At 64.4% G+C, this 12582-nt stretch carries 14 protein-coding genes; 7 read left to right on the top strand and 7 right to left on the bottom strand.

The features are described from left to right. Nucleotides 1-34: 34 nt before the first annotated feature. From V1289_RS17795 to V1289_RS17785, 3 genes are all read left to right on the top strand, one after another. A complete protein-coding gene (locus V1289_RS17795; protein ID WP_309180235.1) occupies nucleotides 35-355 on the top strand; it encodes a YbaB/EbfC family nucleoid-associated protein in 321 nt (106 codons plus the stop codon). 1 nt (nucleotide 356) lies between these two features. Next, nucleotides 357-962, top strand: a complete 606-nt coding sequence (gene recR / locus V1289_RS17790) for a recombination mediator RecR (protein ID WP_074272838.1) — start codon at nucleotides 357-359, stop codon at nucleotides 960-962. A gap of 126 nt (nucleotides 963-1088) precedes the next feature. Continuing rightward, complete coding sequence (locus V1289_RS17785) at nucleotides 1089-1520, top strand: hypothetical protein (protein WP_334398100.1); 432 nt, start codon at nucleotides 1089-1091, stop codon at nucleotides 1518-1520. Nucleotides 1521-1585: 65 nt separating this feature from the next. On the opposite strand, the gene V1289_RS17780 is transcribed toward V1289_RS17785, so the two are convergent. Together V1289_RS17780 and V1289_RS17775 are read right to left on the bottom strand one after the other, a co-directional pair. Then, nucleotides 1586-2953, bottom strand: a complete 1368-nt coding sequence (locus V1289_RS17780; protein WP_309180223.1) for an AmpG family muropeptide MFS transporter — start codon at nucleotides 2951-2953, stop codon at nucleotides 1586-1588. 62 nt (nucleotides 2954-3015) lie between these two features. After that, nucleotides 3016-4224, bottom strand: coding sequence for a DNA recombination protein RmuC (locus V1289_RS17775; RefSeq protein WP_334398099.1), 1209 nt, complete (start codon nucleotides 4222-4224; stop codon nucleotides 3016-3018). 170 nt (nucleotides 4225-4394) lie between these two features. On the opposite strand from V1289_RS17775, the gene def reads away from it, so the two are divergent. From def to truA, 3 genes are all read left to right on the top strand, one after another. Beyond that, complete coding sequence (gene def, locus V1289_RS17770) at nucleotides 4395-4922, top strand: peptide deformylase (RefSeq protein ID WP_334398098.1); 528 nt, start codon at nucleotides 4395-4397, stop codon at nucleotides 4920-4922. Between the two features lie 193 nt (nucleotides 4923-5115). Further along, nucleotides 5116-6048 (top strand): methionyl-tRNA formyltransferase, encoded by a 933-nt coding sequence (gene fmt, locus V1289_RS17765; RefSeq protein ID WP_334398097.1) that lies wholly within the window; start codon nucleotides 5116-5118, stop codon nucleotides 6046-6048. After that, complete coding sequence (gene truA / locus V1289_RS17760; protein ID WP_334398096.1) at nucleotides 6048-6785, top strand: tRNA pseudouridine(38-40) synthase TruA; 738 nt, start codon at nucleotides 6048-6050, stop codon at nucleotides 6783-6785. The genes fmt and truA overlap by 1 nt, the downstream gene beginning before the upstream one ends. A 174-nt stretch (nucleotides 6786-6959) precedes the next feature. On the opposite strand, the gene dapE is transcribed toward truA, so the two are convergent. From dapE to dapD, 3 genes are all read right to left on the bottom strand, one after another. Beyond that, on the bottom strand, nucleotides 6960-8114 hold the full coding sequence (dapE, locus tag V1289_RS17755) for a succinyl-diaminopimelate desuccinylase (RefSeq protein WP_334398095.1): 1155 nt from the start codon (nucleotides 8112-8114) through the stop codon (nucleotides 6960-6962). Further along, nucleotides 8107-8463, bottom strand: a complete 357-nt coding sequence (locus V1289_RS17750; RefSeq protein WP_334398094.1) for a DUF805 domain-containing protein — start codon at nucleotides 8461-8463, stop codon at nucleotides 8107-8109. The genes dapE and V1289_RS17750 overlap by 8 nt, the downstream gene beginning before the upstream one ends. A gap of 71 nt (nucleotides 8464-8534) precedes the next feature. Continuing rightward, nucleotides 8535-9380, bottom strand: coding sequence for a 2,3,4,5-tetrahydropyridine-2,6-dicarboxylate N-succinyltransferase (dapD, locus tag V1289_RS17745; protein WP_334398093.1), 846 nt, complete (start codon nucleotides 9378-9380; stop codon nucleotides 8535-8537). Between the two features lie 299 nt (nucleotides 9381-9679). Here dapD and V1289_RS17740 point away from each other — a divergent pair, with 299 nt between their 5' ends. Then, nucleotides 9680-10654, top strand: coding sequence for a Bug family tripartite tricarboxylate transporter substrate binding protein (locus tag V1289_RS17740; protein ID WP_334398092.1), 975 nt, complete (start codon nucleotides 9680-9682; stop codon nucleotides 10652-10654). A 15-nt stretch (nucleotides 10655-10669) separates the two neighbouring features. On the opposite strand, the gene V1289_RS17735 is transcribed toward V1289_RS17740, so the two are convergent. Together V1289_RS17735 and V1289_RS17730 are read right to left on the bottom strand one after the other, a co-directional pair. Then, nucleotides 10670-11380, bottom strand: a complete 711-nt coding sequence (locus tag V1289_RS17735) for a pyrimidine 5'-nucleotidase (RefSeq protein WP_334398091.1) — start codon at nucleotides 11378-11380, stop codon at nucleotides 10670-10672. A 181-nt stretch (nucleotides 11381-11561) separates the two neighbouring features. Continuing rightward, nucleotides 11562-12548 carry a DUF1036 domain-containing protein gene (locus V1289_RS17730; protein ID WP_334407522.1) on the bottom strand — a complete coding sequence of 329 codons (987 nt, stop codon included), beginning with the start codon at nucleotides 12546-12548 and terminating at the stop codon, nucleotides 11562-11564. Nucleotides 12549-12582: the final 34 nt, after the last annotated feature.

Here is a 12582-nt window from a genome sequence, read left to right as displayed (position 1 = left end):
GATACCCAGAAGGAAGCACGCAAGGAAAATATGAATGGCTGATTTTCTCGGCATGATGAAGCAGGCGGCGCAGCTGCAGTCCAAGATGCAGGCGATGCAGGAAGAACTCGGCAACGTCGAAGTCGAGGGCATTTCCGGCGGCGGGCTCGTCGCCGTGCGCATGACGGCCAAGATGGAAGTCAAGGCGGTGAAGATCGATCCGTCGCTGATGAAGGTCGACGAGCGCGAGATCCTGGAGGATCTGCTGGTGACCGCGCATAATGACGCGCGGCGCAAGGCGGAAGCCGCGGTGCAGGAAAAGATGCAGGCACTGACCGGCGGCTTGGCTTTGCCGCCGGGATTTGGTCTCGGCTGAAATGGCCTCTGCGGTTGCCGGTCCCGAAATCGAGCGTCTGATCCAGCTGTTGGCGCGGCTGCCGGGGCTTGGGCCGCGCTCGGCGCGGCGCGCGGCGCTGCATCTGATCAAGAAGCGCGAAGCCTTGATGACGCCGCTCGCCGGCGCGCTGCAGGTGGCGATCGACAAGATCCAGGTCTGCAAGACCTGCGGCAATATCGACACCCAGAGCCCGTGCACGGTGTGCACCGACCCGCGGCGCGACGGCAGCATCATCGTCGTGGTCGCCGACGTCGCGGATTTGTGGGCGCTGGAGCGGGCGAATGCGACCAACGGCCGCTATCACGTGCTCGGCGCGACGCTGTCGCCGCTCGATGGCGTAGGTCCCCAGGACCTCACCATCGACGCGCTGGTGGCCCGCGCGCATGACCCGCAGGTCAGCGAAATCATCCTGGCGCTGAACGCAACGGTGGATGGCCAGACCACCGCGCATTACATCACCGATCTCCTGCAGGAGGCCAACGTCAAAGTGACGCGGCTCGCCCACGGGGTGCCGGTCGGCGGCGAACTTGATTATCTCGACGAAGGTACGCTATCGGCTGCCATGCGGCAGCGGACGCTGTTCTAGAGCATGATCCGGAAAAGTGGGTACCGGTTTTCCGATAAGATCATGCTCAAACAAAGAAATAGAGTGTGATGACGATTCGAAGAAACGTCATCACACTCTAGAATCGCACAACGGAACTGATTCGACATGACGAAACAACGATTCGGCAAACGCCTGGCCTTTGCAGCAATCATGGCGGTGGCGTTTGCCGCGCCTTCCGCAGGCGCGCAGCAGGCCGAGCCCGTGCCGAAAGCGGGCAAATTGATCAGTGCCGGCGGCGTTCTTTCCGGGGAACTCAACACCATGAAGGTCCGTGGCGGTAAAGCTGGCAAGCGCGTCTCCACCTATCAGATCACCAGCGAGCCGCGCCGGCTGCCGCCGCCGAACGGTCTGTGCAACCTGGAAACCGGCCCGGAAACATTCCAGCTGATCGCCTCCAGCGATGCGCAGACCGCGCAGCTGAAGAATCTCGTCGGCAAGGAAATCTCGGTCAAGGTCGATGAAGTCGCCTGCGCCCAGGATGCCGGGCAGATGAGCGAGGCCGTGGTCACCAAGTGGAGCATCGTGACCGCGCATTGAGCTCGCGTCACAAGCTACGCTGTCATCGCCCGGCGAAAGCGAAGCGCGGGAGACGACAAGTGGCGCTAAACCTTCACCGGCCCCAATTCGTCAAAATGCCCGCGCCGCTGCAGCCAGGCCAGCAGGATCAGGCTCGGCACCGCGACCACGACGCAGATCGCAAAGAACAACGGCCATCCCGTCGCCTTTGCGACATAGCCTGCGCCCGACGATAGATAGGTGCGCCCGACGGCGGCGAGCGCGGTCAGCAGCGCGTATTGGGTCGCGGTGTGCAGCGGGTTGCGGCACAACGCGGATAAATAGGCGACGAAGATCACAGTTCCGATGGCGCTGGTGAAATTTTCGGCGGTGATGGCGAAGGCCAGCGCCCATTCGTTGACGCCGACCAGCGCCAGCCACGAGAACGAGAGGTTGGCGACCGCCTGCAGCAGGCCGCCGATCCACAGGCTTGCCGCCAGCGAATAACGCCGCGCCACGAACCCGCCGGCAAAGCCGCCGATCAACGTGGCCGCCAGACCCACGCCCTTGACGATGGCGGCGTAGTCGTTGCGCGAAAAACCGAGGTCGATCACGAACGGCGCGGTCATGGTGCCGGAAAACGCATCGGTGAATTTGAACAGCACCACGAAGGCGAGCGCGGCCCAGGCGTCGCGGCGGGTGACGAATTCCGAGAACGCGCCGATCGCGGCATGCAGCACGCGCTCGAACGCGGTTTCCGTGCGCGTCGCGGCTTCCGCGCGCGCGGATTGCTCTGGCTCGGTCGCGGCCAGCGCCGTGGCGGTGCCGATCAGCACCAGCGCCGCCATCACCACATAGCCCCACATCCAGGCCGATGCGCGCGCGATGCCGGTGCCTTCGAAGCCGCTGACGATGAACAGCGCGCCCGCGGTCGAGACCAGCATGCCGATGCGGTAGGCGGCGACATAGGACGCCATGCCGGCCGCCTGCTCGCTTTCGGGCAGGCTCTCGACCCGGAACGCATCGACGACGATGTCTTGCGTCGAGGACATCGCCGCGACCAGCAGCGCGCCAAGGGCTACAAACAACGGCGAGCGCGCCGGGTCGGTCAATGCCAGCAGCAGGATCGCCACGATCAGCAGCAATTGCGAGAACACCAGCCAGCCGCGCCGGCGGCCGAAGGTCCGCGTGAAGAACGGCACATGCAGCGCGTCGACCAGCGGCGCCCACAGGAATTTCAGCGTGTAGGGCGTGCCGACCAGCGCGAACAGGCCGATGGTGCCGAGGTCGACGCCGGATTCGCGCATCCACACCAGCAGCGTCGATCCCGACAGCGCCAGCGGCAGCCCGGAGGAAAATCCGAGCAGCAGCACGATCAGCACGCGTGGCTGCAGGTAAACGGCAAGGCCGTCGCGCCAGGAGGGCGCGGGGGCTGGCGTAGCTGAGGCTGGGGAGGCAGCTTCGGGTGCAGTCATGGAAGGGTGTTAGCAGAGATTCGGGCGTCTTTCCCTCTCCCACAAGGGGAGAAGGGAAGATACTACTCCCCCGCCTGCAGCTTGCGCGGCGCGGGGAACAGCTCCGGCGTGCCGCTCTTGACGATGCGCGGGAGTTCCACCGGCGTCTCGGTCTTGCTGAAATCCAGCTCCTCGATCCGCCCGGCGCGTTTTTCGATCTTGTCGGCGGAGATCAGGATCTGCCGGACGTCCTCGTTGACGTCGCCAAAATGCTTTTGCAGCTTCAGCACGCGGTCGCGCAGGCGGCCGAGATCGTCGCCAAGGTTGAGCACCTCGGTGCGGATCTGGTCGGCGGCGTCGCGCATCCGCGCGTCTTTGAGGATCTGCTGCATGACCTGGATCGCCAGCATCAACAGTGACGGCGATACCAGCACCACCCGGGCGCGATAGGCTTTCTGGATCACGTCGTCGAAGCCGTCGTGGATCTCGGCATAAACCGATTCCGACGGCACGAACATTAGCGCGGTGTCCTGGGTCTCGCCCGCGATCAGATATTTCTCGGCGATGTCGCTGACATGCTTCATTACGTCATTGCGCAGCTGCTGCGTGGCGTACTTCTTTTCCTCGTCGGTGCGTGCGTCGTGCAGCGCGGTCATTGCTTCCAGCGGGAATTTCGCGTCGATGCACAGCGGGCGCTGGTCGGGCAGGAACACCACGCAGTCCGGCCGCTTGCCGGTCGAGAGCGTGAACTGGAATTCGTAACCGCCCTTCGGCATGCCGTCCTGGACGATCGCTTCCATCCGCGCCTGGCCGAACGCGCCGCGCGACTGCTTGTTGGCGAGCACGTCGCGCAGCGTGGTCACCTGCGAGGTCAGCTCGGTGAGATTTTTATGCGCATTGTCGATAATGCCGAGCCGCTCGTGCAGCACGCGCAGACTGTCCATGGTGTTGCGCGTGGTCGCTTCCATCGACTGGCCGACGCGGTGGGTCACCGAATCCAGCCGCTCGTTGACGGCGCGCGCCATCTCGGCCTGGCGGCCGGCCAGCGACTGTCCCATCGCATCGACCCGCCCGGTGGCCACGTTCTGCGCCTGCAGCATCTCGCTCAGGCGTTCCTCGAGTTCGTCGGCGCGGATCGCCTGCGCCATCGCCAGTTCCGCGCCGCGGCGGCCGGAGCGCGCGATCACGATGGCGATGACCAGGAGCAGGACAAGGGCGAGCGCGCCAAAGCCGATCAGCGCGTCAATGGTGCGGATCGGCCAGTCGCCGATGACAAAAATAATCTCGTTCATGGCCTGCTTGTAGCCGATTCGCGGGTTTGCGCGAACGAAGAGGGAACATTTATGGTAAATGGCAGGTAAATTTTCGTGGTTAACGCGGTCTTAAAAATCATGGTTAAGCCGGGGTTAACGGGTTCCTCCGCGCATTGACCCCGGCAAATCAGCAGCTTAAATCGCCCGCTATGGCCTTAAGAGAAATCATCATCCTGCCGGACAAGCAGTTGCGGCTCGTTTCCAAGCCCGTCGAAAAGGTGACGGCGGAGATCCGCAAGCTCGCCGACGACATGTTCGAGACCATGTATGACGCCCCCGGGATCGGCCTTGCGGCGATCCAGGTCGCTCAGCCGTTGCGGCTGATCACCATGGATCTCGCCAAGAAGGCCGAGGACGGCGAGACCAAGCCGCAGCCGCGGGTCTTCATCAATCCGCAGATCATCTCCGCGTCGGAGGAATTGTCGATCTACGAGGAGGGCTGCCTGTCGATCCCCGAATATTACGAGGAGGTCGAGCGGCCGGCGCGGGTGCGCGTGCGCTTTACCGATCTCGACGGCAAGCTGCATGAGGAGGACGCCGACGGCCTGTTCGCGACCTGCATCCAGCACGAGATCGATCACCTCAACGGCGTGCTGTTCGTGGATTATTTGTCGAAATTGAAGCGCGACCGCGTACTGAAGAAGTTCACCAAAGCCGCCAAGCGCGCGGCGGAGTAGGCCCGGCCTCGCACGAACGAAGTGCCATCACCCTGAGGTGCGGAGGCGCCTCCTGGCGCCGTAGCCTCGAAGGGCGACGGCAGACACAAGCGACGCTCTTTCTTGTCCGCGCATCCTTCGAGGCTCGCAACAGCTCGCACCTCAGGATGACGCTCGTTATCTTGATGTTCGGTTCAAAGGAATTTTCTGCGCAATGCCTCTCCGCTTGATCTTCATGGGCACGCCTGACTTCGCGGTGCCGACGCTGCTGGAGTTGGTGGCGCACGGCCATGAGATCGCGGCCGTCTATACCCGCGCCGCAAAACCGGCCGGGCGCGGCATGAAGCTGCAGCCAACCCCTGTCGAACAGCAGGCGCGGCGGCTCGGCATTCCCGTGTTGACGCCTTCGACGCTGAAAACCCCTAAAGCGCTGGATGAATTCCGCGCGCATCGTGCGGATGCCGCCGTGGTCGTCGCCTACGGCATGATCCTGCCGCAGGCTATTCTCGATTCGCCGCCGCTCAGCTGCTTCAATTTGCACGCGTCGCTGCTGCCGCGCTGGCGCGGCGCGGCCCCGATCAACCGGGCCATCATGGCGGGCGACGCCGAGACCGGCGTCATGGTGATGAAAATGGATGTCGGCCTCGACACCGGCGATGTCGCGATGGCGGAACGGCTGACCATCGCCGATACGATGACGGCCGCCGATCTGCACGACGCGCTGGCGCCGCTCGGCGCCGATCTGATGGTGCGCGCGATGGGCGCGCTGGAACGCGGCAAGCTGCAACTGACAAAGCAGAGCGAACACGGCGTGACCTACGCCGCCAAGATCGACAAGGCCGAGGCGCGGATCGACTGGAACAAGCCGGCGCATGCAGTGTTGCGCCACATTCACGGGCTGTCGCCTTTTCCCGGCGCGTGGTGCGAGATCGCGATCGATGGTGAACCGGCCCGCGTCAAAATCCTGCGTTGCGAACCGACGAAGGGCGCGGGCACGCCGGGCGCCGTGCTGGACAACCGCCTTGCGATTGCCTGCGGCGAGGGCGCCATCCGGATTATTGAACTGCAGCGCGCCGGCAAGGCGCCGATGAAGGCTGCGGATTTCTTGCGCGGCACGCCGCTCAAACCGCCGGCGCGGCTCGCCTGATGCCCCGCTACAAGCTCACCATTGAATATGACGGTACGCCGTTCTGCGGCTGGCAGATCCAGGACAATGGCGCGACCGTGCAGGGCGCGCTGGAGACCGCGGTCAAGGCGATCTGCGGCGAGCAGGTGCGCGTCCACGGCGCCGGCCGCACCGACGCCGGCGTGCATGCGCTGGCGCAGGTCGCGCATTGCGACATCGCAAAACATTTTCCGCCGGGCCGTTTTCGCGATGGCTTGAACGCGCATTTGAGGCCGCATCCGATCGGCGTGCTGTCGGCCGAGATCGTGCCCGACGATTTCGAGGCGCGGTTTTCCGCCAAAAAACGGCATTACCGTTATCGCATCACCAATCACAGGGCGAACCTCGCCCTCGATATCGGGCGAACCTGGCGGCTGCCGCGGCATCTCGATACGGATGCGATGCACGCCGCCGCGCAGCGGCTGCTCGGCAAGCACGATTTCACGACGTTTCGCGACACCGAGTGCCAGGCGAAATCGCCGGAGAAGACGCTCGACCAGATCGACGTTGTCAGGGACGGTGACGCCATTTCCATCCTGACCTCGGCGCGCTCGTTCCTGCACAGCCAGGTGCGCTCGATGGTGGGATCGTTGGTCTGGGTCGGCGAAGGCCGCTGGAGCGCCGACGATCTCGCCGCCGCCCTCGCCGCCCGCAACCGCGCCGCCTGCGGCCCCGTCGCGCCGCCGGAGGGATTGTATCTGGTGCGGGTGGAATATTAGTGCTCTCTCAACCGTCATGGCCGGGCTCTTCACCTCTCCCCGCTTGCGGCCGCAAGCGGGGAGAGGTCGAAGCCGAAGGCTTCGAGTGAGGGGGACTCACCGCGTATTCGGTGTTTGTTGAAGCAGCCCCTCACGCCAACCCTCTCCCGCAAGAGCGGGCGAGGGAGAAGAGGCTCACCCGAAATACCGATCCAACACGCCGCGATAGATCTTTGTCAGGTTTTCCAGATCGGACACCGGCGTGCGCTCGTTGATCTGGTGCATGGTCTGGCCGACCAGGCCGAATTCGATCACCGGACAATAGCTCGAGATGAAGCGCGCGTCCGAGGTGCCGCCGCTGGTGCTTAGTTCCGGCTTGCGGCCGGTGACTTCCTCGATCGCCGCAACCGCGAGATCGGTGAACGGACCGGGTTTTGTCACGAAGACGTTGGAGTTGGAAGGCTCCCACACGATCCGCGCTCGGATGCGGTTGCCGGCGGCCTTCTCGAGACGCTCGTCGACCAGCTTGCGCAGCGTATCCTGGGTGTGATTGTCGTTGAAGCGGATGTTGAATTTCGCGCGCGCCTGCCCTGGGATCACGTTGCTGGCGGCATTGCCGACATCGACGGAAGTGAATTCGAGATTCGAGGCCTGGAACTGGGCGCTGCCGTGGTCGAGCGGCTCGTCGCTGAGCGCCACGATCAATCGCGAAATATCCGGCACCGGGTTCGCCGCCCGATGCGGATAGGCGACGTGGCCCTGCACGCCGTCGACAACCAGCGTGCCCGATTGCGAGCCGCGGCGGCCGACCTTGATGCAGTCGCCCAGCACTTCGACATTGGAGGGCTCGCCGAGCACGCAATGGTCGAATTTCTCGGCCCGCGCGGCGACCCACTGCAAGAGCTTGATGGTGCCGTTGACGGAGATGTCCTCCTCGTCGCCGGTGATCAGAAAAGAGATCGAGCCTTTAGGTTTGCCGCCATTGTCGGCGAGATAATCCAGTACGGCGGCGACGCTGCAGGCGATGCCGCCCTTCATGTCGACAGCGCCGCGGCCATAGAGAAAGCCGTCCTTGACCTCGCCGGAGAAGGCGCCGTGGCTCCATGCCGCCTCGTCGCCGGGCGGCACCACGTCGGTATGGCCGGCAAAGGTGAGGTGCGGCGCCGTGTTGCCGATGCGGGCATAGAGATTGTCGATATCGGCGGTGCCGGGCTCGGAGAAGGTGACGCGATGCACCTCGAAGCCGGCGGCTTTCAGGCGTGTTTCGAGAACGCCGAGCGCGCCGGCATCGGCCGGCGTGACCGACGGGCAGCGGACGAGGTCGCGGGTAATGGAAACGGCATCATTCATGCCCCCGCTTAACATGAGGTCCCGGCGATGGGCCAGCGCTGTGCGGAACAAATTCCAGCTCGCTTTGCTGGTCCCAGTGCGGCCTTGTGTCGCGCGGCGCCCGCGGCGCCAGCGGGTCAGGGCCGAACCGGTTAGCTTTGTTCGATCCCCTTAGGCAACACAGTTCGATGAACCCCCACAGCGAGAGACCAGACGCGATGAAGGCGAGCAACAGCACCGGGTAGGAATCGTCGAGCCGATCCTCGAACTGATGGAAGAGGCCGGGGAGGACGAAAAACGGGACCGCCCACCAGAATTTGGCGCGGTTGATGCGGCCCTCAAAGCGGAACAGGAACCGGAAATAGTCCATCGCAACCTGCCGGACGGCGGAACATCCGCAGTCCGGAATATTGGTCGCATCACGTCGATTTCGGGTTCGACTTAGTCCCGCAGCAGCTCGTTGATGCTCGTCTTTGACCGCGTGCGTTCGTCGACGCGTTTGACGATCACGGCGCAGGCGGTGGAGGGGCCCGGTTGGCCGTTCTTCAGCGGCCTGCCCGGCAACGCGCCCGGTACCACCACGGCATATTCCGGGACCTCGCCGATAAAGATCTCGCCGGTCTCGCGGTCGACGATCTTGGTGGAGGCGCCGAGGAATACGCCCATCGCCAGCACTGCGCCCTTGCGCACGATCACGCCCTCGGCGACTTCAGAGCGCGCACCGATGAAGCAATCGTCCTCGACGATCACGGGCTCGGCCTGCAGCGGCTCCAGCACGCCGCCGATGCCGACGCCTCCGGAGATATGCACGCGCTTGCCGATCTGGGCGCAGGAGCCGACCGTCGACCAGGTGTCGATCATGGTCGATTCATCGACATAGGCGCCGAGATTGACGAAGGACGGCATCAGCACCACGTTGCGGGCGATGAAGGCCGAGCGGCGCACGATCGCGCCCGGCACCGCGCGAAAACCGGCGTCGCGAAACCGGTTCTCGCCCCAGCCCTCGAATTTCGAGGGCACCTTGTCCCACCACGCCGCCTTGCCCGGGCCGCCCGGAATCGAACTCATGTCGTTGAGGCGGAACGACAGCAGCACCGCCTTCTTCAGCCACTGATTGACCTTCCACTTGCCGCCGGCCTCGCGCTCGGCGACGCGCGCCTCGCCCTTGTCGAGCAGTTCGAGCGCATGATCCACGGCGTCGCGAACCTCGCCCTTGGTCGCGGTCGAGATGCCGTCGCGGGCATCGAACGCGGTGTTGACGGTGGATTCAAGCGCGGACAGGGACATCGGGGATTCCTTGGGAGCGGGATCATTCTCAGGTGAATTGGGAGCGCTTTTTCGGGATTTGGCGGGAGAGAGTCAAGGCTCTGTCCGGTGTCGTCTCGGCCTGGTGCGCAATTGCGCACGGGGGGCCGGGACGACGCGTGGAAACAACGATGTCGCGATAACCACGTCAAGATCCGAAGAATGCGACATCGCCGTTCGGCGCCTTGGGCCGCCTTGCGGGCTGCGCCTGCCGGTGTCACATTTCTCCCCACGTCCCGCGGCAAAGACCGGGCAAACCGGCATGGGACGCTGGAGGAACGATGAAGCCCGTTGCGAGCCTGTTCGCCGCCTTACTCGTGCTGCTCGTGGTGCAGACAGCATCGGCGCAATCCAACTATCCGAACCGGCCGGTGAAGATCCTGGTCGGCTTCACACCCGGCACGGCTCCCGACCTTGTGGCGCGCATTCTTGCCGACCGGTTTTCGGAAGTCTGGGGCACGCCGTTCGTGGTCGAGGACATTCCCGGCGCCGGCAGCAACATCGCCACCGATCGCGTCGCCAAGGCGGCCGCCGACGGCTACACGTTGCTGATGGGCGGCAACCCCTCGCTCGTCATCAATCCGAGCCTGTATGAAACACTGCCATTCGACCCGATCAAGGACTTCGCGCCGATCTCGCAGGTGTTCATCGCGGCGAACGTACTCGCCGTTCCGCCCGAGCTGCCGGTCAAGACCGTGGCGGAACTGGTGGCGCTCGCCAAAGCGGAGCCCGGCAAGCTTTCCTATGGTCATGCCGGCGTGGGCACGTCGCAGCATCTGGCCGCCGAATTGTTCAAATACATGGCGCATGTCGATATTGCACCGGTGCCCTATCGCGGCACCACAGCGTTAATTCCGGACCTGCTCGCCAACCGGATCACCATGTCGTTCGCCAATATCGTGAACGTGGTGCCGCTCGCGCGCGAAGGGAAATTGCGCGCGCTGGCCATCACCTCGATCAAGCGCTCGGCGCTGATGCCCGACCTGCCGACCATGGCGGAGTCCGGATTCCCTGGCTTCGAGGCCGTGCCATGGTTCGGCCTGCTCGCGCCGACCGGCACGCCGAAGGATGTTCTGGATAAGTTGCACGGCGAAACCGTCAAGACCCTGGCGATGCCAGAGGTACGCAAGAGGTTCGATGAACTTGGCCTCGAGCCGGTCGGCAACACGCCGGCCGAGTTTGCGGCAATCATCAAGAAAGAGACACCCGAGTGGGCCGAGGTAATCAAGGACGCCGGCATCAAGCTCGGCAACTAGCCTGGCCCCACAGGCCTAACTCTTTTGGGAATTCGTCGACGCGGCGAGCCCCTGCAAGAACCCGGTCAGATCATCGGTGACATGATCGACATGATCGGCGTCGCGGCCTTCCAGCTCCCAGTCTTCGCGTACCACTTCCTCGGTACCATCAGGCACCACCAGCACCGTGGTCATGCCGAGCTGGTGCGGCACCACGAGGTTGCGGGCGAGATCCTCGAACATCGCCGATCTGGTTGGCTCGACGCCGTGCAGCCTGAGGAACTTGTCATAGGTCTGCGGCGCCGGTTTCGGCTCCAGTTCGGCGGCGATGATGTCGAACACCGCCTCGAAATGGGCGCCGATGCCGAGCCGTGCCAGCACCGCGTCGGCATGGTCGGTCGAGCCGTTGGTCAGGATCAGCTTGCGCCCGGTCAGCTTTGCGATCGCCGCGCCCATCGCCGGGTTCGGCTGCAGCGGCGAGTGATCGATCCGGTGCACATAGGCGAGGTAATCGTCGGCGCGCACGCCATGCTCGGTCATCATGCCGCGCATCGAGGTGCCGTAGCGGAGATAATAGTCCTTCTGGATCCGGCGCGCTTCCTGTGACGAAACCTTCAGGAAGGCGCCGATATATTCGCCGATCCGGGCGTCGACCTGCTGCCACAGATTGACGTGATGCGGGTACAGCGTGTTGTCGAGATCGAACACCCAGGTGTCGATATTCGTGAAGGCGCGGGGTGTTTTCATGGCTCTCTCACCCCGTCGTCCCGGCCTAGTGCGCAATTCCGCACGGGGGCCGGGACCCATACGCCGTGCAGGTGATTGATGAGCACGGTGTTAGTTGCCTTTGATCGTTGAGCCGTCATTGGCCAAAACTCAGACCGGTGGTTATGGGTCCCGGCGTTCGCCGGGACGACGAAGTAATTCATCACGGCATCGCAAATCGCAGCGTCTTGCCGCCGCCGCTCATGTCGACCGCGGCAAAGCCGATCGGTGCGAGGCCGCGGCTGCCGCAATCGCCCTGCTCGTTGATCTCGAACTTGCTCTCGCGCGTGCACAGCTCTTTCGCGCCGCCCCAGTTCAGCGGCTTGTCCTTGTATTTGACGGTGCGGTTTTCGCCGTCGACGGCTTCGGCAAAGCTGAAGATCTGTTTCGGCTGGCCGGTCACGTCGGGATGCAGGCATTTGCCGGGATCGATGCGATACCAGCCGCGGCTGGTCACGACCTTGCCGTCATCGGTCGCGACCGCGGCCATGATCTTGTGCCGCGTGTCGTTGCACCAGGTCAGCCCGGTCGAGGACGGCGACTGCACCGCGTCGATCATGGTGGTGAAGAAATTCGGCGACTGCACGATGTCGGCGCTTAGCCCGCGGCCTTTCAGGAACGCGGCCAGGGCGCCCTGCGTCTTCGGGCCATCGACGCCGTCGATCGGGGCTGCGTCATAGCCCGCGATGACCAGCAGTCGCTGGATGCCGGCGAGGCGCGCCTGCTCGTCGTCATATTCGGAGTCCTCGGCGAGATAGGCGACCAGATTGCCATCGTCGGCCTGGGTCGGCGTGATCTGGGTGAAGGGCGCCGGGGTCTGGCCGGCGCGGCACTGGCGCGCGGCGGCGATGACGAAATTCTCCGGCGCGATGCAAAGCGTATCGGTGCCGTTTTGCGGGATCGGCGAAGCGCCGTAGACGCCGAGCGCCCGGGCGTTCAACAGGTAGCGGTCGGCCATCAGCGTGCCCTGCGCCACGACGCGGCAGGCGGCGGGATCGATGCGAAACCAGCCGCGCGTGGCGGTGGCCGATTTGTCGTCGATGCCGATCGCGGCTTCGACCACATAGCTCATGCGATTGCAGAGCTTCAGGTCGGCCAGCGCCGGCGCGGACGAGAAGAACAGCGAGATCGTCGCGGCCGGCAGCGCCAGGATCGTGCGCGCCGCGTATCGCCGCATTCTTGCG

It is taken from the genome of Bradyrhizobium sp. AZCC 2289 (genome assembly GCF_036924615.1).
Lineage (GTDB): Bacteria > Pseudomonadota > Alphaproteobacteria > Rhizobiales > Xanthobacteraceae > Bradyrhizobium.
The sequence above is the reverse complement of the archived record's forward strand: the minus strand, read 5'-3'. Positions and strand labels throughout refer to the sequence as shown.

Coding starts and splice junctions, on each gene's coding strand:
- truA (WP_334398096.1), top strand. CDS start 6,048: ATGCCCCGCTACAAGCTCACCATTGAATATGACGGTACGCCGTTCTGC.
- V1289_RS17785 (WP_334398100.1), top strand. CDS start 1,089: ATGACGAAACAACGATTCGGCAAACGCCTGGCCTTTGCAGCAATCATG.
- V1289_RS17795 (WP_309180235.1), top strand. CDS start 35: ATGGCTGATTTTCTCGGCATGATGAAGCAGGCGGCGCAGCTGCAGTCC.
- dapD (WP_334398093.1), bottom strand. CDS start 9,380: ATGTCCCTGTCCGCGCTTGAATCCACCGTCAACACCGCGTTCGATGCC.
- V1289_RS17740 (WP_334398092.1), top strand. CDS start 9,680: ATGAAGCCCGTTGCGAGCCTGTTCGCCGCCTTACTCGTGCTGCTCGTG.
- V1289_RS17750 (WP_334398094.1), bottom strand. CDS start 8,463: ATGGACTATTTCCGGTTCCTGTTCCGCTTTGAGGGCCGCATCAACCGC.
- V1289_RS17735 (WP_334398091.1), bottom strand. CDS start 11,380: ATGAAAACACCCCGCGCCTTCACGAATATCGACACCTGGGTGTTCGAT.
- dapE (WP_334398095.1), bottom strand. CDS start 8,114: ATGAATGATGCCGTTTCCATTACCCGCGACCTCGTCCGCTGCCCGTCG.
- V1289_RS17775 (WP_334398099.1), bottom strand. CDS start 4,224: ATGAACGAGATTATTTTTGTCATCGGCGACTGGCCGATCCGCACCATT.
- fmt (WP_334398097.1), top strand. CDS start 5,116: ATGCCTCTCCGCTTGATCTTCATGGGCACGCCTGACTTCGCGGTGCCG.
- def (WP_334398098.1), top strand. CDS start 4,395: ATGGCCTTAAGAGAAATCATCATCCTGCCGGACAAGCAGTTGCGGCTC.
- V1289_RS17780 (WP_309180223.1), bottom strand. CDS start 2,953: ATGACTGCACCCGAAGCTGCCTCCCCAGCCTCAGCTACGCCAGCCCCC.
- recR (WP_074272838.1), top strand. CDS start 357: ATGGCCTCTGCGGTTGCCGGTCCCGAAATCGAGCGTCTGATCCAGCTG.